Source organism: Mycobacterium sp. 2-64, assembly GCF_035918375.1.
GTDB lineage: Bacteria > Actinomycetota > Actinomycetes > Mycobacteriales > Mycobacteriaceae > Mycobacterium > Mycobacterium intracellulare.
The window spans coordinates 1,633,666-1,656,385 of the sequence record NZ_CP142361.1 but is presented as its reverse complement, the minus strand read 5'-3'; the positions used below and the strand labels follow the sequence as shown (position 1 = coordinate 1,656,385).

21 protein-coding genes are annotated in these 22,720 nt (G+C 68.4%); 9 read left to right on the top strand and 12 right to left on the bottom strand.

The annotated features are described in order from the left end of the window. Positions 1–20 precede the first annotated feature (20 nt). The 3 genes from QGN31_RS08050 to rimP form a co-directional block, all read right to left on the bottom strand. Positions 21–296, bottom strand: coding sequence for a YlxR family protein (locus QGN31_RS08050; RefSeq protein ID WP_009955965.1), 276 nt, complete (start codon positions 294–296; stop codon positions 21–23). A gap of 156 nt (positions 297–452) precedes the next feature. After that, a complete protein-coding gene (gene nusA / locus QGN31_RS08045) occupies positions 453–1,499 on the bottom strand; it encodes a transcription termination factor NusA (protein ID WP_009955964.1) in 1,047 nt (348 codons plus the stop codon). Positions 1,500–1,551: 52 nt separating this feature from the next. Next, complete coding sequence (gene rimP / locus QGN31_RS08040) at positions 1,552–2,076, bottom strand: ribosome maturation factor RimP (protein ID WP_014942592.1); 525 nt, start codon at positions 2,074–2,076, stop codon at positions 1,552–1,554. Positions 2,077–2,283: 207 nt separating this feature from the next. Here rimP and QGN31_RS08035 point away from each other — a divergent pair, with 207 nt between their 5' ends. Both QGN31_RS08035 and QGN31_RS08030 read left to right on the top strand, forming a co-directional pair. Then, positions 2,284–2,811: a hypothetical protein gene (locus QGN31_RS08035; RefSeq protein WP_014942593.1), complete on the top strand. Its 528-nt coding sequence runs from the start codon at positions 2,284–2,286 to the stop codon at positions 2,809–2,811. Next, entirely contained in the window at positions 2,808–3,254 is a 447-nt protein-coding gene (locus tag QGN31_RS08030; RefSeq protein WP_008258734.1) for a ferritin-like domain-containing protein, read from the top strand. Before QGN31_RS08035 ends, QGN31_RS08030 begins: the two co-directional genes overlap by 4 nt. Here the strand turns inward: QGN31_RS08030 and QGN31_RS08025 are convergent. The 8 genes from QGN31_RS08025 to mqo form a co-directional block, all read right to left on the bottom strand. Beyond that, positions 3,251–5,002: a proline--tRNA ligase gene (locus QGN31_RS08025; protein WP_014942594.1), complete on the bottom strand. Its 1,752-nt coding sequence runs from the start codon at positions 5,000–5,002 to the stop codon at positions 3,251–3,253. The two genes, QGN31_RS08030 and QGN31_RS08025, sit on opposite strands and share 4 nt — an antisense overlap. A gap of 116 nt (positions 5,003–5,118) precedes the next feature. Then, positions 5,119–6,726, bottom strand: a complete 1,608-nt coding sequence (locus tag QGN31_RS08020) for an MFS transporter (RefSeq protein ID WP_026071284.1) — start codon at positions 6,724–6,726, stop codon at positions 5,119–5,121. Between the two features lie 33 nt (positions 6,727–6,759). Beyond that, positions 6,760–7,965, bottom strand: coding sequence for a uroporphyrinogen-III C-methyltransferase (cobA, locus tag QGN31_RS08015; RefSeq protein ID WP_009953420.1), 1,206 nt, complete (start codon positions 7,963–7,965; stop codon positions 6,760–6,762). Positions 7,966–8,095: 130 nt separating this feature from the next. After that, positions 8,096–9,484 carry a cobyrinate a,c-diamide synthase gene (locus tag QGN31_RS08010; RefSeq protein WP_162137759.1) on the bottom strand — a complete coding sequence of 463 codons (1,389 nt, stop codon included), beginning with the start codon at positions 9,482–9,484 and terminating at the stop codon, positions 8,096–8,098. After that, entirely contained in the window at positions 9,481–10,095 is a 615-nt protein-coding gene (cobO, locus tag QGN31_RS08005; RefSeq protein WP_043955185.1) for a cob(I)yrinic acid a,c-diamide adenosyltransferase, read from the bottom strand. Before cobO ends, QGN31_RS08010 begins: the two co-directional genes overlap by 4 nt. 15 nt (positions 10,096–10,110) lie before the next feature. Next, positions 10,111–11,952, bottom strand: coding sequence for a magnesium chelatase subunit D family protein (locus QGN31_RS08000; protein ID WP_014942598.1), 1,842 nt, complete (start codon positions 11,950–11,952; stop codon positions 10,111–10,113). After that, complete coding sequence (locus QGN31_RS07995) at positions 11,949–12,419, bottom strand: GNAT family N-acetyltransferase (RefSeq protein WP_043955188.1); 471 nt, start codon at positions 12,417–12,419, stop codon at positions 11,949–11,951. The genes QGN31_RS08000 and QGN31_RS07995 overlap by 4 nt, the downstream gene beginning before the upstream one ends. Further along, complete coding sequence (mqo, locus tag QGN31_RS07990; RefSeq protein ID WP_043955803.1) at positions 12,412–13,845, bottom strand: malate dehydrogenase (quinone); 1,434 nt, start codon at positions 13,843–13,845, stop codon at positions 12,412–12,414. The genes QGN31_RS07995 and mqo overlap by 8 nt, the downstream gene beginning before the upstream one ends. Before the next feature lie 168 nt (positions 13,846–14,013). Here mqo and QGN31_RS07985 point away from each other — a divergent pair, with 168 nt between their 5' ends. Continuing rightward, positions 14,014–15,045 (top strand): alpha/beta hydrolase, encoded by a 1,032-nt coding sequence (locus QGN31_RS07985; protein WP_233425285.1) that lies wholly within the window; start codon positions 14,014–14,016, stop codon positions 15,043–15,045. 2 nt (positions 15,046–15,047) lie between these two features. After that, a complete protein-coding gene (mtr, locus tag QGN31_RS07980; RefSeq protein WP_043955805.1) occupies positions 15,048–16,427 on the top strand; it encodes a mycothione reductase in 1,380 nt (459 codons plus the stop codon). 2 nt (positions 16,428–16,429) lie between these two features. Here mtr and QGN31_RS07975 read toward each other — a convergent pair whose 3' ends face one another. Continuing rightward, the gene (locus QGN31_RS07975; protein WP_014942603.1) at positions 16,430–16,921 is read right to left on the bottom strand and encodes a Fur family transcriptional regulator; all 492 of its coding nucleotides are present in this window, start codon (positions 16,919–16,921) and stop codon (positions 16,430–16,432) included. Between the two features lie 171 nt (positions 16,922–17,092). On the opposite strand from QGN31_RS07975, the gene QGN31_RS07970 reads away from it, so the two are divergent. From QGN31_RS07970 to QGN31_RS07950, 5 genes are all read left to right on the top strand, one after another. After that, positions 17,093–18,229, top strand: a complete 1,137-nt coding sequence (locus QGN31_RS07970) for a HoxN/HupN/NixA family nickel/cobalt transporter (RefSeq protein WP_373307901.1) — start codon at positions 17,093–17,095, stop codon at positions 18,227–18,229. A gap of 98 nt (positions 18,230–18,327) precedes the next feature. After that, complete coding sequence (locus QGN31_RS07965; RefSeq protein WP_014942605.1) at positions 18,328–18,663, top strand: hydrogenase maturation nickel metallochaperone HypA; 336 nt, start codon at positions 18,328–18,330, stop codon at positions 18,661–18,663. A gap of 46 nt (positions 18,664–18,709) precedes the next feature. Next, on the top strand, positions 18,710–19,477 hold the full coding sequence (hypB, locus tag QGN31_RS07960) for a hydrogenase nickel incorporation protein HypB (RefSeq protein ID WP_043955807.1): 768 nt from the start codon (positions 18,710–18,712) through the stop codon (positions 19,475–19,477). Positions 19,478–19,746: 269 nt separating this feature from the next. Further along, positions 19,747–20,802: a hydrogenase expression protein HypE gene (locus QGN31_RS07955; RefSeq protein WP_014942607.1), complete on the top strand. Its 1,056-nt coding sequence runs from the start codon at positions 19,747–19,749 to the stop codon at positions 20,800–20,802. 115 nt (positions 20,803–20,917) lie between these two features. Next, complete coding sequence (locus QGN31_RS07950) at positions 20,918–22,717, top strand: nickel-dependent hydrogenase large subunit (protein ID WP_014942609.1); 1,800 nt, start codon at positions 20,918–20,920, stop codon at positions 22,715–22,717. The last annotated feature ends 3 nt before the right edge of the window (positions 22,718–22,720 follow it).

The window sequence follows — 22,720 nt, the reverse complement described above, 5'->3', positions numbered from 1 at the left end:
GACACATTGTCATCGGGACTTCACGGTGTGCTCATGTTCTTTGCTACCTGTTCTGTTGCCGGGCGATCGGGCGCACTCAGCGACTCTATGTGCTCGACCACCGCGGAGGTGTCCGGTGAACCGGTGATGCGCAGCGCCTTGGTGAAAGCCCGCCGCCGGATCGCCTGTTGTGCGCAGTGCGGCACGGGATGCAGCCACGCACCCCGCCCCGGCAGGCGACTGCCTGTGTCAACGATCACGGCGAATTCGCCGTTCCCGGTCGGCACAGCCACCACGCGAAGCAGTTCGACGGCCAACTCTCGCTTTCGGCACCCGATACACGTCCGCACGGGTCCACCCATGTGTCGGTGCGCCCTTCTGGGTTTCGGAGGCCGAAGGCTCACGCTGGATCAGAAATAGTCTAGCGTCACCGGATCGATGGTCAGCACCGCCCGAGGATGTGCGGGCGCGCCCTAGCGGTCGTGGGCCATTCCGTGGGTGGCGCCGTGTTCGGGCTCGTTCTCCGGATGCCCGCCGGGCGAGTCCCCGCGGATGTCGATGCGCCAGCCGGTGAGCCGGGCGGCCAGCCGCGCGTTCTGGCCCTCCTTGCCGATGGCCAGTGACAACTGGAAATCGGGGACGACCACCCGGGCGGCGCGGGCGGACGGGTCGATGATCGACACCGAGACCACCTTGGCGGGTGACAGCGCGTTGGCGACGAAGCGGGCCGGGTCCTCGTCGTAGTCGATGATGTCGATCTTCTCGCCGGAGAGCTCGCTCATCACGTTGCGGACCCGCTGACCCATCGGGCCGATGCAGGCGCCCTTGGCGTTCAGGCCGGGCAGGTTCGACTTCACCGCGATCTTGGAGCGATGGCCGGCCTCGCGCGCCACGGCCACGATTTCGACCGACTCGTCGGCGATCTCGGGCACCTCCAGGGAGAACAGCTTGCGGACCAGGTTGGGGTGGGTGCGTGACAGCGTGATCAGCGGCTCGCGGGCCCCGCGGGTCACCCCGATCACGTAACACCGCACGCGGTTGCCGTGTTCGTAGCTTTCGCCGGGGACCTGCTCGGCGGCCGGGATCACGCCCTCGGACGCCTTCGTCTCGGTGCCCATCCGCACCACCACCAGGCCGCGCGCGTTGGCCCGGCTGTCACGCTGGATCACGCCCGCGACGATCTCGCCCTCACGCGTGGAGAACTCACCGTAGGTGCGCTCGTTCTCGGCATCGCGAAATCGCTGCAGCATCACCTGGCGTGCGGTGGTGGCGGCGATGCGCCCGAAGCCCTCGGGGGTGTCGTCCCATTCGCTGATGACGTTGTCGTCTTCGTCGGTCTCCCGGGCGATCACCCGGACGACGCCGGTCTTGCGGTCGATCTCGATCCGCGCGTCGTTCTGATGGCCCTCGGTGTGCCGGTAGGCGGTGAGCAGCGCGGACTTGATGGTCTCGAGCAGCTCGTTGACCGAGATGCCCCGATCCACCTCGATCGCATGCAGTGCGGCCATGTCGATGTTCATCTGCGCCGCTCCTTCTCATCGCTACGCTCTGCATCGTCGCCGGCGCGGTTCATCAGCACCGCTCCTCCCCAGCCCCACGCTTCGCCAGTGCCAGTTCGGCGTCGGCAGGGGGCGAAAACTCCACCTGGACAACAGCTTTGACGACATCACCGAGCGAGATTTCGCGGATCGCCCAGTCTCGGCCGGTGCGAACCACCAGCGCGACGGCGTCCTCGTTCGTCTCGCCGATGCGGCCGGTCAGCGTCGATCCGTCGGACAGGGTGACGTCGACCTTGCGGCCGCGGGCGCGGCGGAAGTGCTTCGCGCTGGTCAGGGGGCGGTCCACGCCGGGCGAGGAGACCTCGAGCACGTAGTGGTCGCCGATGGTGTCCAGTCCGTCGAGCAGCGCCGACGCCGAGCGTGACAGCGTGGCGGCCGTGTCCAGGTCGAGGCCGTCGTCGCCGTCGGCGATCACCGTGATGCGTGGGGGCCGGGTGCGTGCGTCGATGACCACGTCTTCGATCTCGTATCCCGCGCGCGCAAACTCTCCATCGAGTAGCTCGATCACCTGCGTCTGCGACGGTAGCCCGGTGGTCACGGCGAGCTCCTCATCTTGAGTTGTCCGGTCATCTGGCGGATGTCGCCGCCGCGATGGCTTCGCGTCCGGCTTCCGGTGCCCCGGCGGAGAACATGCTGGCTGTCCTCTGCGAGAACCAGCTATCCACGATACGCCAGGAATCGCGGATGGCGGCGCGATCGCGTGCTGGCTTCATGCCCGCCGACGCACCGGTGGCAGGATGTGCTTGTGCCTAGCGCAGTTCCGTTCGTCAACCGGCGAGACGTCCTCTCCGGCGGCGTCGCTTTGGCCGCGCTCGGTGTGGTGTCCGCGTGCGGAAAGTCCGCGCCCAAGCCCCCGCCCGTCGAACAACTGCTGGGCCCGTTGGACCAGGCGCGCCACGACAGCGCGCTGGCGACGGCCGCCGCCTCGGCCGTCGGGAACCCCCCGCAGGTCGCCGCCGCGCTGACGGTGGTGGCGAGCCAGCGCGCCGCGCACGCCCGCGCGCTGTCCACCGAGATCGCGCGGGCCGCCGGCAAGCTCGCCGCGCCGTCGTCGAGCGAAACGCCCAGCCCGAGTCAGGCCGAGCCGGCCGGTCCCCCGCCTCCCCCGCCGCCGGTGGCCGACGTGATCAACGCGCTGCACGCCTCGGCCGACAGCGCCGCTCGCCTGGTGGGCACCGAATCCGGCTACCGGGCCGGGCTGCTCGCCTCGATCGCCGCGTCCTGCACGGCGTCCTACACCGTGGCGCTGGTGCCCGGGGGGCCGTCGATATGAGCTCGGGGAAGGACGCCGACAACGCCGCGCTGTCCGACGCACTGGCCATCGAACACTCGACGATCTACGGCTACGGCATCGTCTCGGCCATGTCGCCGCCCAGCGTCAACGGCATGGTGGTGGAGGCGCTCGAGCAGCACCGGCAGCGCCGCGACGACGTCATCGCGATGCTGACCGCCCGCAAGGTCACCGCCCCGGTTGCCGCCGCCGGCTACCAGCTGCCCCTGGTGGTCGGCAGCCCGGCGGACGCGGCGCGGCTGGCCGCGCGGATGGAGAACGACGGCGCCGGCGCGTGGCGCGTTGTCGCCGAACACGCCGAGACCGCCGAGGACCGGGCGTTCGCCTCGACGGCGCTGGTGCAAAGCGCGGTCATGGCCGCCCGGTGGAACCGGGTGTTGGGCGCCTGGCCGATCACGACGAGCTTCCCGGGCGGCAACGACTAGCCCGTCTCAAGCGCCGCCGCGATGTCGGCGGCCAGCGACGCCCCCGTCGCCAGTTCGCGGGTTTGCCCGCCGAAGCGGTCGCGCAGTTCCACCACGCCGTCCGCCCAGCCGCGCCCCACCACCACGATCCAGGGCACGCCCAACAGCTCGGCATCCTTGAACTTCACCCCGGGTGACGCCTGGCGGTCATCGAGCAGCACGTCGACGCCCAGCCGGTCCAGCTCGCCGGCGAGCTCGGTGGCCCCGGTGCGGGCCCGGTCGTCCTTGTTGGCGATCACCAGGTGGACGTCGAAGGGCGCGACCGACGACGGCCACCGCAGCCCCAGCTCGTCGTGGTGCTGCTCGGCGATCACGGCCACCATCCGCGAGACGCCCAGGCCGTAGGAGCCCATCGTCAGGCGCACCGGCTTGCCGTCCTCGCCGAGCACGTCGGCGGTGAAGGCGTCGGTGTATTTGCGGCCGAGCTGGAAGATGTGGGCGACCTCGATGCCGCGCGCCGACACCAGCGGGCCCGCGCCGTCCGGCGACGGGTCCCCGTCGCGCACCTCGGCGGCCTCGATGGTGCCGTCGGCGGTGAAATCGCGGCCGGCGACCAGCCCGACGACGTGCCGGCCAGGCTCGTCGGCCCCCGTGATCCAGCTGGTGCCGTCCACCACCCGTGGATCGACCAGGTAGCGAACACCGTTGTCGCGCAACGCTTTCGGGCCGATGTATCCCTTCACCAGAAAGGGGTACTTGGCGAAGTCGGCGTCGTCGAGCATCGCGTATTCGGCCGGTTCGAGCGCCGCGCCCAGCCGCTTGTCGTCGACCTCACGGTCGCCGGGCAGCCCGATGGCCAGCAGCTCCCAGTCCCCACCGGGCTCGCGCACCTTGAGCAGGACGTTCTTCAGCGTGTCGGCCGCGGTGACGGTGCGGCCCAGGTCGGCGGTGTTGGCCCAGTCCACCAGGGTGGCGATGGTCGGGGTGTCGCCGGTGTCGTGGACCACCGCCTCGGGCAGCCCGTCGATCGGTTGCGCCTCCGGGCGCGCGGTGACGACGGCCTCGACGTTGGCCGCGTAGCCGGACTCCAGGCAGCGCACGAAGGTGTCCTCGCCGACCGGGCTTTCGGCCAGAAACTCCTCGGAGGCGCTGCCGCCCATGGCGCCGGAGACCGCCGAGACGATGACGTAGCGCACCTGCAGGCGCGCGAAGATGCGCTGATAGGCCTCGCGGTGCGCGTGGTAGGCGGCCTTGAGCCCGGCGTCGTCGACGTCGAACGAGTAGGAGTCCTTCATCAGGAACTCACGCACGCGCAGGATGCCGGCGCGCGGCCGCGCCTCGTCGCGGTACTTGTTCTGGATTTGGTAGAGCAGGACCGGAAAGTCTTTGTAGGAGCTGTATTCGCCCTTGACCGTCAGGGTGAACAACTCCTCGTGCGTCGGGCCCAGCAGGTAGTCGTTACCGCGGCGGTCTTTGAGCCGGAACACCGAGTCGCCGTATTCGGTCCATCGGTTCGTTGCCTCGTAGGGCGCGCGGGGCAGCAGGGCGGGAAACAGGATCTCTTGCCCGCCAATGGCATTCATCTCCTCGCGGACGATGCGCTCGATGCGGCGCAGCACCCGCAGGCCCAGCGGCAGCCAGCTGTACAGCCCGGGTGCGACGGGCCGGATGTAGCCGGCCCGGATCAGCAGCTTGTGGCTGGCGACTTCGGCGTCGGCGGGATCGTCGCGCAACGTGCGCAAAAACAGCTGGGACATCCGGGTGATCACAGCGGGCTAGCCTAGCGGTGACGCGGGGCCCGGTATCCGGCAGCCCGAGACTGCAACCAGCGACGCGTTTCCCGAGTAGGACGTAGGTAGCTGCACTCTCGCGAAGGGTCAGCGAGCTACAGCTCCCCGGCGTCCATCGCTTCCTTGACCTCTTGCGCGTGCGCAACCTGGTCGGGGGTGTAGCCGATGAGCAGCGCGGCACCGCCGACGATGACGGCCACGCCGGCCACCCACAGCAGGCCGTAGGTATACCCGTGGTCGAGCGCCTGCAGCTGCGCGTCGGTCATGTTCTTCACCGGGCCGGTGGTGCCGCCCAAATACAGTGTCCGCGAAGTGATCACGGCCTGGATGACGGCCAACACGAGCGGGCCACCCAGGCTTTGCAGCATCAGCGTGACCGCGGAGACGGGACCGATCTGATCGAAACCCACACCGGCGATGGCCGACAGCGTCAGGGGCACGACGGCCATGCCGATGCCGATCCCGCCGACCACGATCGGCAACACCAGGTTGGGGAAGTAGGCGACGCCGCGGTGCATGAACGCCCAGCCGTAGAGCATCGCCCAGAAGAGCAGGATGCCGCCGCCGATGGTCAAGACCCGCGGCGAGAACCGCGACACCAGCTGCGAGGAGATGCCGAGGCCGATCCCCATCGCGATGACGAACGGGATGAAGCCGACGCCGGCGTGTAGCGCGCTGTAGCCGAGGATGTCCTGCACGTACAGGCCGATGCACACGGTCAGGCTGAACATCAGCCCGCCGGCCAGGAAGATCGCGGTGAACGTGACCAGGCGGTTGCGGTCGCGGAACAGATCGAACGGCACGACGGGGTTCTCGGCGGTGCGCTCCACGATGATGAAGCCCAGCCCGGCGAGCATCGCCACCACACCCGAACCGATGGTGGTGATCGAAACCCACCCCTTTTCCGGCCCCATCGAGAAGGCGAACACCGCGGCGGTGCACGTCAGGGTTGCCAGCATGGCGCCGGTGGCGTCCAGCTTCATCCGCTCGCGGTTGGTCTCGCGCAGCGCGGTGCGGGCCAGGTACATCATCACCAGGCCGATCGGCACGTTCACCAGGAACGCCAGCCGCCACGACACCTCGGTGAGCGCTCCCCCGACCACGAGGCCCATCACCGAGCCGACGGCCGTCATCGCGGCGAAGACCGCGGTCGCGAAGTTGCGCGCCGGTCCCTTGGGGAAGGTGGTCGCCACCAGCGCCAGGCCCGTCGGCGAGGCGATGGCCGACCCGACGCCCTGCGACAGCCGGGCGATGACCATGGTCGCCTCGTCCCAGGCGACGGCGCACAGCACGGAGGAGATGGTGAACAGGGCGACACCGACGATGAAGGTGCGCTTGCGCCCGATGGTGTCACCGAGCCGCCCGCCGAGCAGCATCAGCCCGCCGAATGTCAGCACGTAGGCGGTGATCACCCAGCTGCGGCCGGCGTCGGACAGGCTGAGCTCGTTTTGGATCTTGGGGAGCGCGACGATCGCGACGGTGCTGTCCATCGTCGCAAGCAGCTGCATACCGCCGATGGCGATGACGGCCGCGATGAAGCGTCGCGAGGGCAGCCACGCCGGGTAGTACTTGCTGATGCGATTGGAGGCGGTCTCCGCCGGGGGTTTTGCGGCGGTCTCCGCCGTGCGCACCGGGGCCGGACGATCGGGGCGTGCAGACGTCCAGTTTTGGACAGCGCGCTCTGAGTCGTTGAGAGCCGTCATAAAGGGTTACCTTACAGTAATCTTAAGAAGCGTTTAAACCCCGAAAGCCGCCACGGCGCCGATCACGATGATCGCGGGAGGTCGGATCCCCTCGGCGCGAATCTTTTCGGGCGTGTCGGCGAGGGTGGCCCGCAAAGTGTGTTGAGCGGCCGTCGTTCCGTGCTGAACGACAAGCACGGGCGTATCCGCTGGTCGACCGCCTGCCAAAAGGGCTTCGGCGAAAAGTTCGATGCGTTCGACGGCCATCAGCAAAACAATCGTGCCGGACATCGCGGCCAGCGCATCCCAATTCACTAACGATTCGGGATGCCCGGGTGGGAGATGGCCGCTGACCACCACGAACTCGTGGTTGATCGCCCGATGGGTGACGGGGACACCCGCCAGTGCGGGCACCCCTATGGCGCTTGTCACACCCGGCACCACGGTGACCGGGATCCCGGCCTCGGCGCACGCGAGCACCTCCTCGTAGCCGCGGGCGAAGACGAAGGGGTCCCCCCCTTTGAGGCGCACCACGAAGCTTCCGGCCCGGGCGCGTTCGATCATCACGTCGTTGATGGCGTCCTGGGCCATCGCCCGCCCGTACGGGATCTTGGCGGCGTCGATGACTTCCACGTGTGGGGGCAGTTCGGCGAGCAGTTCCGGCGGCGCGAGGCGGTCGGCGACCACGACGTCGGCCTGGGCGAGCAGCCGGCGCCCGCGCACGGTGATCAGTTCGGGGTCGCCGGGACCGCCCCCGATCAGCGCCACGCCGCCCTTGACGGCGTCGGAGCCCACCGGGCCCTCGGGGGTGATGACCCCGGTCTGCAGCGCCTCCCGGATGGCGGAGCGGATCGCCGCCGAACGCCGGTGCTCGCCGCCGGCCAGGACGCCGACGGACAGCCCCGCATAGCTGAAAGACGCTGGCGTCACCGCGGTTCCCTCGACGGCGATGTCCGCTCGGACGCAGAAGATCTGGCGGCTTTCGGCCTCGGCGACCACGGCCTCGTTGACGCGCGGGTCGTCGGTGGCCGCGATCGCGTACCAGGCGCCGTCGAGGTCGCCGTCGCGGTATTCGCGCAGTGCCAGGGTGATTCCGGTCATGGCCTCGACCGACCGGGTGGCGCTGCGGGAGATGACGTGGACGTCGGCGCCGCTGGCGATGAGCAACGGCAGCCGGCGCTGGGCGACGGTGCCGCCGCCGACGACGACGACCTTCTTGCCGGTCAGCCGCAGCCCCACGAGGTAGGCGCTCTCAGTCACCCGGCAAGCCTAGTGGCGATCGCGAGCCCGGCGAAGCCGGGCGCTGCGGGTCGCCACCATCGACCTAGTGGCGATCGCGAGCGCGAGCGTAACGGCACTGCGAAGAATCCGGCCAAACGTCGCAGTGGGGTTACATTCGCGAACCGGCGGGCCGCGCCGCGTGTGCGACGAAGCGCGCCACCGCCTGCGGCGCGGCGGCCGGGTGGGTGTGCAGATACGACGCGTGCACGCCGGCGTGTACGACGCCGTCGCGCACCGCCCCACCCGCCGGGTCGGTGTCCGGGGCCCGGTACATCCATGCCGGCTGATAGCCGTCGCTGAATGTGATTGCGGTGCGGTGGAATTCGTGCCCCACCGCCCGCTGGCCCGCAGTGTACAGCGGGGAGTCGGCCACGGCGACGGCGTCGCGGTAGGCCAGCGTCAGGTGCGGGGTGAAGCGGGCCTGTCCGGCCAGCACGCCGCACATCGGGTGGCCATCGAGTTCGGCGGCCAAGTAGATCAGCCCGGCGCACTCGGCGTGGACGGGCGCCCCGGCAACGGCCAGCTCTTTGATCTGCCCGCGCACCCCCTCGTTGGCGGACAGCTCCGCGGTGAACTGTTCGGGAAAGCCGCCCGGCAGCAACAGCGCATCGCTGCCGTCGGGCAGCGCGTCGCTGAGCGGATCGAATTCGACGACGTCCGCGCCGGCGGCCGCCAGCAGCTCGGCGTGCTCGGCGTAGCCGAAGGTGAAGGCCTTGCCGGCCGCCACGGCGACGGTGGGCCGACCGTGCGCCGGCTCCCCCACCGCCGTCGCCGGATCCCAGGGCTGCTCCGCCGCCGGGGCCCGCGCGACCGCCTTCACGGCCGCCAGGTCGACGTGGCGGGCGACCAAGGCGGTCATCGCGTCGACCGCGTGCCGAGCGCGGAGCCCGTACTCGACGGCGGTGACGAGTCCCAAATACCTTGTGGGCAACTCTAATTCGGCGGCGCGCGGGATGGCGCCCAGCACCGGGACACCGGCCTGCTCGCAGGCCTGCCGCAGCACCTGCTCATGCCGGGCCGAGCCGACGCGGTTCAGGATCGCGCCGGCGACCCGGGTCGCGGCGTCGAATGTCGAAAAGCCATGCAGCAGTGCGGCGATGCTCTGGCTTTGACCGCGTGCGTCGATGACCAGGACGACGGGCGTGCCAAGCAGGCCGGCGACGTGGGCGGTCGATCCCGCGGCGGGGGTGGTGGCGGAGGGCCCGATCTTCCCGTCGAACAGCCCCATCACGCCTTCGATCACGGCGATGTCCGCGCCGTGGGCGCCGTGGGCGTACAGCGGGCCGACGAGCCCCTCCCCGACCAGCACCGGGTCGAGGTTGCGGCCCGGCCGGCCGGCGGCGAGGCCGTGATAGCCGGGATCGATGAAGTCCGGCCCCACCTTGAACGGCGCGACGGTGTGACCCGCCTGCCGCAGAGCACCGATCAAACCCGTTGCCACGGTGGTCTTTCCGCTGCCGGATGCGGGCGCGGCGATGACCACTGCGGGAACTCTCACCACTCGATGCCCTTCTGCCCCTTGCGCCCGGCGTCCATCGGATGCCTGACCTTGGTCATCTCGGTGACCAGGTCGGCCGCCTCGACCAGCCGCTGCGGGGCATCGCGCCCGGTGATGACGACATGCTGATGACCGGGCCGCGCCGACAACACCTCGACCACCTCGTCGACGTCCACCCAGCCCCATTTCAGCGGGTAGGTGAATTCGTCCAGGACATAGAAGTCGTGCCGCTGGGCCGCCAGCCGGCGCGCGACCTCGGCCCAGCCGTCGGCCGCGGCCGCCGCGTGATCGACCTCGCTGCCCGCCTTGCGCGTCCAGGACCAGCCGGCACCCATCTTGTGCCACTCGACCGGTGCACCGATCCGATGCTGCTCGTGCACGTCGCCGAGCGCGGCGAAAGCCGCCTCCTCGCCCACCTTCCATTTGGCGCTCTTGACGAACTGGAACACCGCGACGGAAAGCCCGGCGTTCCAGGCCCGCAACGCCATTCCGAACGCCGCCGTCGACTTGCCCTTGCCGGCGCCGGTGTGCACGGCCAGCACGGGCGTGTGACGTCGCGCCCGGGTGGTCAGGCCGTCATCGGGAACTTGGAGTGGAACTCCTTGCGGCATAACGGGTTACCTTTCTCACGCCACGTCGCGTACCGCACGCGTCAACGAATCGGCGTGCAACTGCTCTAGCCGAACGGCCGGTGCACCGAGCTGGCGGGCCAGCTGCTCGGCCAAGCCCAGCCGCACGAAAGACGTTTCGCAGTCCACGACCACCGCGGCGGCGCCTTCGGCGACCAACCGGGCCGCCGCGGATCGGGTGCGGCCCAACGGATCCGGGCCGGCGGTGGCGCGGCCGTCGGTGAGCACCACCACCAGGCAGCGGCGGGCCCGGTCACGCGCCTTCTCCCGGACGATCAGCTCACGCGCGGCCAGCAGGCCTTCGGCCAGCGGGGTCTTGCCGCCGGTGTCGAACCGGGACAGTCGCCGGCCGGCGATGTGGGCCGACGAGGTCGGCGGCAACAACAACCGCGCCTCCTGGTGCCGGAAGGTGATCACGGCGACCTTGTCGCGGCGCTGATAGGCGTCGCGCAGCAACGAGAGTGTGGCGCCGCTGACCGCCGCCATGCGGTCCCGGGCGGCCATCGAACCCGAGGCGTCGACGACGAAGATCACCAGGTTGCCTTCGCGTCCCTCGCGCACGGCGCGGCGCACATCGTCGGGCTCGGGCCGCAACGGCCCGGCTCCGGCGCGTTCGGCGGCCGCGAGCAGCGTGGCGAACAGGTGCAGACCGTGCCCGCCGCAACTGGCGTCGTCCCCGTCGGTGGCGGCGATGACGCTGCCGCTGGCGTTGCGCGCCCGTGACCGTCGGCCGGGTGCTCCCTCCCCGACGCCGGGAACCCGCAGCGCGCGGGTGCGGAAGGTTTTCGACGGCGGGGCGCTGGGCTTGGTCTTCGGCGGCGGTGCCGGGGCGCTCTCCCCCGAATCCCGTTGCGGCCCTTCCTGTTCGGTGTCGGCCGTTTGACCCCCACCGGGCGGGTCGGGCTCGGGGTCCGGGTCTGAGCCGGCCTGCGCCAGTGCCTCGTCCAGCTGGTCGCGGTCGATACCCGGATCGTCGAAGGGATCGCGGCGGCGCCGATGCGGCAGCGCCAGCTCGGCGGCCACCCGGATGTCTTGTTCTGAGACGGTGTCCGCGCCGCGCCAGGCGGCGTGCGCGACGGCGGTGCGGGCCACCACGAGGTCCGCGCGCATGCCGTCGACGTCGAACGCCGCGCACAGCGCGGCGATGCGCCGTAACTCGGTGTCGGGCAACCCCACCTCGTCGACGAGCGCACGGGCCGCGGCGATGCGCCGGGCCAGCTCGGCGTCGGCATCGGCATAGCGCTCGGCGAAACCGTCCGGGTCGGCCTCATAGGCCATCCGCTGCCGGATGACCTGCACCCGCACGTCGACGTCGCGTGAGGCGTGCACGTCAACGGTGAGCCCGAACCGGTCCAACAGCTGCGGACGCAGTTCGCCCTCTTCGGGATTCATGGTGCCGATCAACACGAACCGCGCTTCGTGCGAATGCGAGATGCCGTCGCGTTCGATGTGCACGCGCCCCATCGCCGCCGCGTCGAGCAGCACGTCGACGAGATGATCGTGCAGCAGGTTGACCTCGTCGACATAGAGCACGCCGCCGTGCGCGCGGGCCAGCAGACCCGGCGAAAACGCGTGCTCGCCGTCGCGCAGCACGCGCTGCAGATCCAGGGAGCCGATCACCCTGTCTTCGGTTGCCCCGAGCGGCATTTCGACCAGGCCGGAATCGCTGCCGGTCGCAGCGGACAGCAACGCCGCCAGGCCGCGCACGGCTGTCGACTTGGCGGTGCCCTTTTCGCCGCGGATGAGCGCGCCGCCGATCTCGGGGCGCACGGCGCACAACAGCAGGGCAAGCCGCAGCTGGTCGTGCCCGACGATGGCGCTGAACGGATACGGCCTCACGGCTTGGCCGCCGGACCGGAACCGGGCCGCAGCATGGGCACGTGCGGGACGCCGTCGTCGAGGAAATCGTCGCCGTCGCGCACGAATCCGTGCTGGGCGTACATGTCGGCCAAATAGGTTTGCGCGTTGATCCGGCACGGGTAGTCGCCGACCTCGGCCAGCGCCGCGCGCAGCAGCCGGGTGGTGTGACCTTGCCCGCGGGCGTTGCGCTTGGTGCACAGGCGCCCGATGCGGAACGCCTTCTCGCCTCCGGCGTGCTCCTCCATCAGGCGCAGGGTGCAGATCACCTCGCCGTCGGCGGTCTCCAGCCAGAAGTGCCGCGTTTCTGCCAGGAGGTCGCGACCGTCCAGTTCCGGATACGGGATCGCCTGTTCGACGACGAACACCTCGACCCTCAACTTGAGCAGCTCGTAAAGTGTCTGGGCATCAAGGTCTTTGGCCCAGATACGTCGCAGTGCTTCACTCATTGACATCCAACCCCAGTACCTTCGTTCCCCACGTAAAAACCTCGTCGTACAGAGCCGGCTCATCCGACAGTGACGTCCCGAAGGACGGAACCATCTCCTTGAGCGCGGGCCGCCACGACTGAAAGCGGTTGGCAAAGCACCGTTGCAACACGTCGAGCATGATCGGCACCGCGGTCGACGCCCCCGGTGAGCCGCCGAGCAGACCGGCGATGGTTCCGTCGGCGGCGCCCACCACCACGGTGTCGAAGTCGAGCACCCCGCCCTTGCGCCTGTCACGCCGGATCACCTGCACGCGCTGACCGGCCACCGTCAGCTCCCAGTCGGAATCGACTGCAGTGGCTGCGAATTCACGTAGCATGCGCATCCGGTCGGTGTCGGAGAGCCGCAGTTGGCCGAGCAGGTACCGGACCAGCGTCAGCTGGGTGGCGCCGACACCGAGCAACGCTGCCACGTTGTGCGGCTTCACCGAGCGGGGCAGGTCGGTGAAGTGACCGTGTTTCAAGAACTTCGGCGACCAGCCGGCGTACGGGCCGAACACCAGCCACGGCTTGCCGTCGACGTAGCGCAGGTCCAGATGCAACGCCCCCAGGGGCGGGGCGCCGGGTGCGGGCGCCCCGTACACCTTGGCCCGGTGCGCGGTGGTGAGCGCCGGGTTGTCGGCGCGCAGGAACCGGCCGCCGATCGGGAATCCCGCGAAGCCCCTGACCTCGCTGATGCCGGACTTCTGCAGCAGCGGCAGCGCGTCACCGCCCGCCCCGACAAAGACGAATTTGGCGTGAACGCGGCGCTTTTCGCCGGTGCGGCGATTGCGGATCGACAGCGTCCAGCCGCCGTCGGGCCCGCGGGTCAGGTTGCGGACCTCGTGGCCGAACAAGGCCGTCGCGCCGCCGCGCACGCAGAACCCGACCAGCTGTCGCGACAGCGCGCCGAAGTCGACGTCGGTGCCGTGGGCGGCCCAGTTGAGCGCGGTCGGCGTGGAGAAGTCGCGTTGGGCGGCCATCAACGGCAGCCGGCGCGCGAATTCATCGGGGTCCTCGATCAATTCGATGCCGGCGAACAGCGGGTTGGCGGCCAGAGCCTGCCGGCGCCGGCGCAGATAATCGACGCGCTGCGCCCCGCGCACGAAGCTCGCGTGCGGGATCCGGGTCAGGAAGCGCCGATCGCTCAGGATGCCGTTCTCGACGGCGTACGCCCAGAACTGGCGGGTCACCTGAAACTGCTCGTTGATGCGCACCGCTTTGCTGATGTCGATCGAACCGTCGGGGTGCTGCGGGGTGTAGTTCAGCTCGCACAGCGCCGAATGCCCGGTGCCGGCGTTGTTCCAGGGGCTGCTGCTTTCGGCGGCGACGGCGTCGAGACGCTCGACGAAGGTCAGCGTCCACTCCGGCTGCAGCCGGTGCAGCAACGCGCCCAGCGTCGCGCTCATGATGCCCGCGCCCACCAGCACGACGTCCGTGCGCGTGGTTGTGGCTAGCGACGACACCGGCTTGCTGGTCCTTCCCTCGACTGGGCCGGTCCCCAGGTTATCCCGAGGCAAAGTGGGAGCGAACGCCGTGCGGCGCCCCGTGCCCAGCAAAAGCTCTAAGCTTGCCTCGTGACTGGCTGGGTGCCCGATGTCCTCCCCGGATATTGGCAGCGCACCATCGCGCTGGGCCGCGATCCCGCCGGTGAGGGCGACATCGTCGCGACCCTGATCCGGCGCGGGCCCGCAACGGCACAGGACCTCGGCCAGACGGGACCGGCGGGGCGCGCGGTGTTGGCGGTGCACGGCTACACCGATTACTTCTTCCACACCGAGCTGGCCGATCATTTCGCCGCCCGCGGCTTCGCCTTCTACGCGCTGGACCTTCACAAGTGCGGGCGGTCGCGGCGTGACGGCCAGACCCCGCACTTCATCACCGACCTCGCCAACTACGACGCCGAACTTTCAGACGCCCTGGACGCCGTGCGCGCGCAGGCCCGCACAGTGTTGGTGTATGGGCATTCCGCGGGTGGGCTCATCGTGTCGTTGTGGCTGGATCGGTTGCGGCGCCGCGACCCGTCCGCGCATGCCGGCATCGACGGCCTGGTGCTCAACAGCCCGTTCCTGGACCTCCCCGGGCCGGCCATCCTGCGGCATTCGGCGACCGTGGCGCTGATCGCGGGTCTGTCGCGGGTGCGGTCCAAGGGCGTGGCCCGGTCGCCGGGTGAGGGCGGCTATGGCACCACGTTGCACCGCGACTACGGCGGGCAATTCGATTACAACCTGCAGTGGAAACCCGTGGGCGGCTTCCCGATCACGTTCGGTTGGCTGCACGCCATCCGCCGCGGCCAGGCCCGCCTGCACCGCGGCCTCGACGTCGGGGTGCCGAACCTGATCCTGCGCTCGGACCACAGCGTGCACGAAACCGCGGACCCGGCGTCCATGCGGTGCGGCGACGCCGTTCTCGACGTCACCCAGATCGCCAGGTGGGCAGGCTGTATCGGGAACCGCAGCACCATCGTTCCGGTGGTCGATGCCAAACACGACGTGTTCTTGTCGTTGGAGGGCCCGCGCGAGGCGGCCTACCGGGAACTGGATCTCTGGCTCGACGAGCACCTGCCCACCAACAACAACGACGCCCCGGCGTCGTTCGGAAAGGGGTGACGGTGGAGACCTACGACCTCGCGATCATCGGAACCGGTTCGGGCAACAGCATTCTCGATGACCGCTTCGCCGACAAACGCGTGGCCATCTGCGAGCAGGGCACCTTCGGGGGCACCTGCCTGAACGTCGGGTGCATCCCGACCAAGATGTTCGTCTACGCCGCCGAGGTCGCCCGAACCATCCGGGAGGCGGCGCGATACGGCGTCGACGCGCGCATCGAGCGGGTGCGCTGGGACGACATCGTCTCGCGCGTCTTCGGGCGCATCGATCCGATCGGGGTCGGCGGCGAGGACTATCGCAATGCCGCGCCCAATGTCGATGTGTACAAACAGCACACCCGGTTCGGTCCGGTCCAGGCCGACGGCAGCTACCTGTTGCGCACCGACGCCGGCGACGAGTTCGCGGCCGACCAGGTGGTGATCGCGGCGGGGGCGCGAGCCGTGGTTCCCCCGGCGATCCTCGAGTGCGGCGCGACGTACCACACCAGCGACACGATCATGCGAATCCCCGAATTGCCGGAGCATTTGGTGATCGTCGGCGGCGGGTTCGTGGCGGCCGAATTCGCGCACATCTTTTCCTCGCTGGGCTCGCGCGTCACCCTGGTGGTCCGGGGCTCCACATTGCTGCGGCATCTCGACGACGTCATCGGCGAGCGCTTCACCCGCATCGCGGCGAGCAAATGGGAGCTGCACACGCACCGCAACGTCGTGGGCGCCGAAAACCAAGGTTCGGGCGTCGCGGTGCAACTCGACGACGGTCGCACCGTGAACGCCGACGTGCTGCTGGTGGCGACCGGCCGCGTGCCCAACGGCGATCTGCTCGACGCCGAGCCGGCAGGTGTCACCCTCGAGGACGGCCTGGTGGTCGTCGACGAGTACCAGCGGACCACGGCGCGTGGCGTTTTCGCGCTCGGCGACGTCTCCTCGCCGTATCAGCTCAAGCACGTCGCCAACCACGAGGCGCGCGTCGTGCAGCACAATCTGCTGTGCGATTGGGACGACACCGTAGCGATGGCCGTCACCGACCATCGCTACGTGCCCGCGGCGGTGTTCACCGATCCGCAGATCGCCTCCGTCGGGCTGACCGAAAACCAGGCCATCGCACAGGGTTTCAAGATTTCGGTGAAGATTCAGGACTACGGCGACGTCGCCTACGGGTGGGCGGCGGAGGACACCACCGGGATCGTCAAGCTCGTCGCCGAGCGCGGCACCGGCCGCCTGCTGGGCGCCCACATCATGGGCGATCAGGCCTCGTCGATCATCCAGCCGTTGATCCAGGCGATGAGCTTCGGGCTCAGCGCCCCGCAGATGGCCCGCGGGCAGTACTGGATCCATCCGGCGCTGGCCGAGGTGGTGGAGAACGCGCTACTGGGCCTGCACTGACCTCAGCGACGGCGCGGCCGGGCGGGCGATTGGTCGCCCTGGCACTGGGGACACACGCCGTGCAGCGTCAGCCCGGCCGCCTCCGGCAGTGCGAAGGAACTGGCCGCCATCGCATGCTCGAGCGCCAGGCTCAGCCGGCGGGCGGGCACCTCGATGATCGTGCCGCACTCGGTGCAGACCGCGTGGTGGTGCGGCGCGGTGGCCAGCCCGTAGGTCGTGACGCCCCCGTCGAGGGTCAGCGCGTGCAGCACCCCCTGATCGACCAGGGTGGTCACCGTGCGGTAGACCGTGGCCACGTCGGGCGCCTGGGCTCCCGGAGGCAGGCACTCGCGCATCCGCTTGTCGATCTCGGCCACCGACAGGTGCCCGTTGACCGGCTCGAGCACCGCCAACACCTGGATCCGCGACGCCATCCGCCGCAGCCCGCGGGCGCGCAGAAGATCGCCGATCCTCTCGGTGACCGACGCGTCCGGCAGAGGCGGCTTGGGCGTCACCGGTTCAGTGTCACGCCGCGGTGCCGGGATCGCCAGCTTTCGGCGTGATCGAGACCCACGGTTCTGCGATTCACTTGCATCTGGCGCGACGCGGAACTTACAGTCGTGCCGGTTGTTCTCTGCCCGAAACCGCAAGGACGCGCCGGAAGGACCCCAGTGGCCAGTACCGAGATCGACTGGCGGCCGTCACGGACGACCCGGCTTCTCGGCGCCCTGACAACAGCCCTGACGACAGCGGAGTGGTGGCGCCTGGCCTCGATGCTGGCGGCCATCGTCGCGCTGCACCTGATCGGCTGGCTCACCCTGGTGTTCTTGGTCGCGCCGGCCCAATACAGCTTGGGCGGCAAGGCTTTTGGTGTCGGCATCGGATTGACGGCCTACACCCTGGGTATGCGGCACGCCTTTGACGCCGACCACATCGCCGCCATCGACAACACCACCCGCAAGCTGATGAACGACGGGCAGCGGCCGCTGGCCGTCGGCTTCTTCTTTTCGCTGGGCCACTCCACGGTGGTGTTCGGGTTGGCGCTGTTGCTGGCGTGCGGGGTGAGGACGGTCGTCGGACCGGTCCGGGACGACTCCTCGACGCTGCACCACTACACCGGGTTGATCGGCACCAGCGTCTCCGGTGTCTTCCTGTATGCGATCGCCCTCCTCAACGTCATCGTCCTGGTCGGCATCCTGCGCGTGTTCGCGCGACTGCGCCGCGGCGAATACGATCCCGACACCGACGGGGCCGAACTGGAGCGGCAATTGCAGAGCCGCGGTCTGATGAACCGGCTGCTCGGCCGGCTCACCAAGTCGATCACCAAGTCCTGGCACTGCTATCCGGTCGGGTTGTTGTTCGGACTCGGTTTCGACACCGCGACCGAGATCGCGCTCCTGGTGCTGGCGGGCACCAGCGCGGCCGCCGGGTTGCCGTGGTACGCCATCATCTGCCTGCCGGTGTTGTTCACCGCGGGCATGTGCCTGCTGGACACCATCGACGGCTCGTTCATGAACTTCGCCTACGGCTGGGCCTTTTCCAATCCGGTGCGCAAGATCTACTACAACATCACCATCACCGCGCTGTCGGTGGCGGTCGCCCTGCTCATCGGCAGCGTCGAACTCCTCGTCTTGTTCGCCGACCAGTTCGGTTGGCGGGGCGGGTTCTGGAACTGGATCGGCGGGCTGGACCTCAACGCGGTGGGCTACGTCGTCGTCGGCATGTTCGTCATCACCTGGGCGGTGGCCCTGCTCGTCTGGCGCTTCGGCCGCATCGAAGAGAAGTGGGGCACCGCCGATCTAGGAACCGAAGCCGCGTCCTAGCGGCTCACCGATCACGTCCGTTCGGGTGTAGAACAGGCTCATGGGCTCCTGCACATGCGCCCAGCCGTCGGACGGACCCCGCAGAGCGGTGGTCCGCGGTGCATGAGCTGTCGCTGTGCGAGGCGATCGCCGGGGTGGTCAGAGATCACGCCGACGGTCGGCACGTCGACGTGGTCCGCGTGCGGGTCGGCGCGCTTCGCCAGGTGGTGCCGGAGTCGTTGTCCTTCTGCTGGACCCTCGTGCGCGACGCCGAGGACATGCCCGACGCCGAACTGGAACTCGAATGCGTCAGCGCCGAAGTCAGCTGCCGGGCGTGCGGTCGGCACTCCGAGATCACCTCGCCGTGGTCGATCTGGTGTCCGCGCTGCGACAGCTCCGACGTCGAGGTGCTGCGCGGCAACGAATTCTTGGTCACGTCGATGGATGTCTCGTGAGCAGGGGCCGTGGCGTCGTCAGATGCCGCATCGAAAGGTGTTGAGCATGGGAAGATTTCATCGGCACGACGACGGGACCGTGCACACCCACGAGCACAGTGAACTGCCCCACGACCACGGCGACCACAGCAGCTACCGGACCGGCGGACAGCGCATCGACGTGCTGGAGGCGATCTTCGCCGAGAACGACCTGCTCGCCGCGGCCAACCGGGAGGCGTTCGAGAGCCACGGCGTCCGCGTCCTGAACCTGATGAGCTCTCCCGGGTCGGGCAAGACCACCGTCCTGCAGGCGACCCTCGACGAACTCGCCGGCGAACTCGCGATCGGGGTGATCGAGGGCGATATCGCCACCGATCTGGACGCGGCAAAGCTTCGCGGCCGTGGCGCCCAGGTGTCACTGCTGAATACCAGCAACGGATTTGGCGGCGAATGCCATCTCGATGCGCCGATGATCGACCGCGCGCTGCCGGGCCTCGACCTGGCCGTGCTGGACCTGGTGGTCATCGAGAACGTCGGCAACCTGGTCTGCCCGGCCGAGTTCGATGTCGGCGAACACGCCAAGGCCATGGTCTATTCGGTGACCGAGGGCGAGGACAAGCCGCTGAAGTATCCGGTGATGTTCCGGTCGGTGGACGTGGTGCTGCTCAACAAAATCGACCTGGTGCCCCACCTCGACGTAGACGTCGACACGTACATCACCCACGTCCGCAAAGTCAATGCGGCGGCGACGATCCTGCCGGTCAGCGCGCGCACCGGCGACGGCATGGGCGCCTGGTTCGGCTGGCTGCGGCGCTTCGCCGCCGAAGGGACCTGAACCAAGCCGTGCCGGAGGCGATTTTAGGTCCGCGCTCCTGCGAAGCGTTCGCAGGACAACCGGGCCCCGGACGAACGTCGAGATTCACCGACTTCACCAGGTGCCCAAAGGTTTTCGACGTTATACAACACGTGGCTACTAATCGGTAATAGTGAAACGTTGACAACGCCCGATAGCGGGAGTAGACCCAAAAAATAGCGCTGCGCAAGTGGGCCGACGGTCGACTCCGGCGGCGCAGGAGCCCCAGCCCGGCTCCGGAAAGCTGCAGCATGCCAACGGAAGCAGCAGTCAAGGCAGAACAAACACTGATCCATGTTCTCTGGATCAACGCGGGCCTCAGTTGTGACGGTGATTCGGTGGCGTTGACTGCTGCCACCCAGCCCAGCGTCGAGGAAATCGCATTGGGGGCACTGCCCGGACTCCCCCAGATCGCCGTGCACTGGCCCCTGATCGACTTCGAATGCGGACCCAACGGAGGCGCGGACGACTTCCTCGAGTGGTTCTTCAAAGCTGACCGCGGCGAGTTGGAACCTTTCGTGCTCGTCGTCGAAGGATCCATCCCTAACGAGAAGATCAAGGACGAGGGGTACTGGTGCGGGTTCGGCAACGACCCGGCCACCGGCCAGCCGATGACCACCAGCGAGTGGCTCGACCGGTTGGCGCCTAAGGCCACCGCGATCGTGGCGGTGGGGACCTGCGCCACCTACGGCGGCATCCATGCGATGGCCGGCAATCCGACCGGGGCGATGGGCGTGCCCGACTACCTGGGCTGGGACTGGAAGAGCAAGGCCGGCATACCGATCGTGTGTGTGCCAGGCTGCCCGATCCAGCCGGACAACCTCTCGGAGACCCTGACCTATCTGCTCTACATGGCGACCGATCAGGCGCCGATGATCCCGCTCGACGACGCGCTGCGCCCGCAGTGGTTGTTCGGCAAGACCGTGCATGAAGGTTGCGACCGGGCCGGCTACTACGAGCAGGGCGACTTCGCCACCGAGTACGGTTCGCCGAAATGCATTGTCAAGCTTGGCTGTTGGGGGCCAGTGGTCAAGTGCAACGTGCCCAAGCGCGGGTGGATCAACGGTGTCGGCGGCTGCCCCAACGTTGGCGGCATCTGCATCGGCTGCACGATGCCGGGGTTCCCCGACAAGTTCATGCCGTTCATGGATGAGCCGCCGGGAGGCAAGATCTCGAGCACCGCGTCGGGTTTGTACGGAACCGTGATTCGCAGTCTGAGGGGTATCACGGAACGCACCGTCGACAAAGAGCCGCGGTGGCGCCACAACGGCGACAAACTCACCACCGGAGCGCGCCGCACCTGGTAGGTCACCTACCAGGTGGGCACGCTCCCTCCTCTAGTTCCGGACGAACAGCCGTCGCCGCATCCGCCAACACGGACAGCAGCCATAGCGGGAAGACAAAGCGGGAAGAAGTAGCGCGATGACAACCATCATTCCTGAACCCACCCACGCCGCACGGGAACCCGGCCAATTGGTCGAAATGGCCTGGGATCCCATCACCAGGATCGTAGGCAGCCTGGGCATCTACACCAAGATCGACTTCGAGAACAAGGAAGTCGTCGAGTGCCACAGCACCTCGTCGATCTTCCGGGGCTACTCGATTTTCATGAAGGGCAAGGATCCTCGCGACGCACACTTCATCACCAGCCGCATCTGCGGTATCTGCGGCGACAACCACGCGACCTGCTCGTGCTACACGCAGAACATGGCCTACGGGGTCAAGCCACCGCATCTGGGCGAGTGGATCGTCAATCTCGGTGAGGCCGCGGAATACATGTTCGACCACAACATCTTTCAGGAGAACCTCGTCGGGGTGGACTTCTGCGAGAAGATGGTCTCCGAGACCAACCCCAGCGTGCTCTCGCTGGCCGAGAAGACACCGGCACCGCACGCGGATGCCCACGGCTACAAGACGATCGCGGACATCATGCGATCGCTCAACCCGTTCAGCGGTGAGTTCTACCGCGAAGCGCTGGTGGTCAGCCGCTACACGCGCGAGATGTTCTGTCTGATGGAAGGGCGTCACGTGCACCCCTCCACGCTGTACCCCGGCGGCGTCGGCACCGTCGCAACCATCCAGTTGATGACCGACTACATGACCCGGCTGATGCGCTACGTCGAGTTCATGAAAAAGGTTGTGCCCATGCACGACGACCTGTTCGACTTCTTTTACACCGCCCTGCCCGGTTACGAGAAGGTCGGGCTGCGCCGCACCCTGCTGGGCTGCTGGGGCTCCTTCCAGGACCCCGAAGTGTGCAACTTCGAATACAAGGACATGGAAAGCTGGGGCAACGCGATGTTCGTCACCCCGGGTGTGGTGGTCGACGGCAAACTGGTCACCCACTCGTTGGTGGACATCAACCTGGGAATCCGAATCCTCTTGGGTAGTTCGTATTACGACGACTGGACCGACCAGGAGATGTTCGTCAAAACCGATCCGCTGGGTAACGCGGTGGACCGGCGTCACCCATGGAACCAGCACACCAACCCGCACCCGCAGAAGCGGGACCTGGAGGGCGGCAAGTACAGCTGGGTGATGTCTCCGCGCTGGTTCGACGGCAAGGACCACCTGGCGCTGGACACCGGCGGCGGCCCGCTGGCGCGGCTGTGGTCGACCGCTCTTGCCGGCCTGGTCGACATCGGCTACGTCAAGGCGACCGGCAACAGCGTCAAGATCAACCTGCCCAAGACGGCCCTGAAGGGGCCAGTCGAGTTGGAGTGGAAGATCCCCCAATACGGCAGCAACACGATCGAACGCGATCGGGCGCGCACCTACTTCCAGGCTTACGCGGCCGCGAGTGCGCTGCACTTCTGCGAGAAGGCGCTCGAGGAGATCCGTGCCGGGCGCACCAAGACGTGGGAGAAGTTCGACGTGCCCGACGAGGCCATTGGCTGCGGGTTCACCGAGGCGGTCCGCGGCGTGCTCAGCCACCACATGGTGATCCGGGACGGCAAGATCGCCAACTATCACCCGTATCCGCCGACGCCGTGGAACGCCAACCCGCGCGACAGCTATGGCACCCCCGGGCCGTATGAGGATGCGGTGCAGGGCCAGCCGATCTTCGAGGAGAACGGCCGGGACAACTTCAAGGGGATCGACGTCATGCGCACGGTGCGCAGCTTCGATCCGTGCTTGCCCTGTGGTGTGCACATGTACCTGGGTAAGGGCAGGTCCCTGGACAGACTGCACACGCCGACCCAGTCACCCGTCGGGGAGTAACAC

Bases quoted from the DNA above. Each gene is read 5' to 3' on its own strand.
- QGN31_RS07995 (WP_043955188.1), bottom strand. From the start codon at position 12,419: ATGAGTGAAGCACTGCGACGTATCTGGGCCAAAGACCTTGATGCCCAG.
- hypB (WP_043955807.1), top strand. From the start codon at position 18,710: ATGGGAAGATTTCATCGGCACGACGACGGGACCGTGCACACCCACGAG.
- cobO (WP_043955185.1), bottom strand. From the start codon at position 10,095: ATGCCGCAAGGAGTTCCACTCCAAGTTCCCGATGACGGCCTGACCACC.
- mqo (WP_043955803.1), bottom strand. From the start codon at position 13,845: ATGAGCGCGACGCTGGGCGCGTTGCTGCACCGGCTGCAGCCGGAGTGG.
- QGN31_RS07955 (WP_014942607.1), top strand. From the start codon at position 19,747: ATGCCAACGGAAGCAGCAGTCAAGGCAGAACAAACACTGATCCATGTT.
- QGN31_RS08020 (WP_026071284.1), bottom strand. From the start codon at position 6,726: ATGACGGCTCTCAACGACTCAGAGCGCGCTGTCCAAAACTGGACGTCT.
- nusA (WP_009955964.1), bottom strand. From the start codon at position 1,499: ATGAACATCGACATGGCCGCACTGCATGCGATCGAGGTGGATCGGGGC.
- QGN31_RS08030 (WP_008258734.1), top strand. From the start codon at position 2,808: ATGAGCTCGGGGAAGGACGCCGACAACGCCGCGCTGTCCGACGCACTG.
- QGN31_RS07950 (WP_014942609.1), top strand. From the start codon at position 20,918: ATGACAACCATCATTCCTGAACCCACCCACGCCGCACGGGAACCCGGC.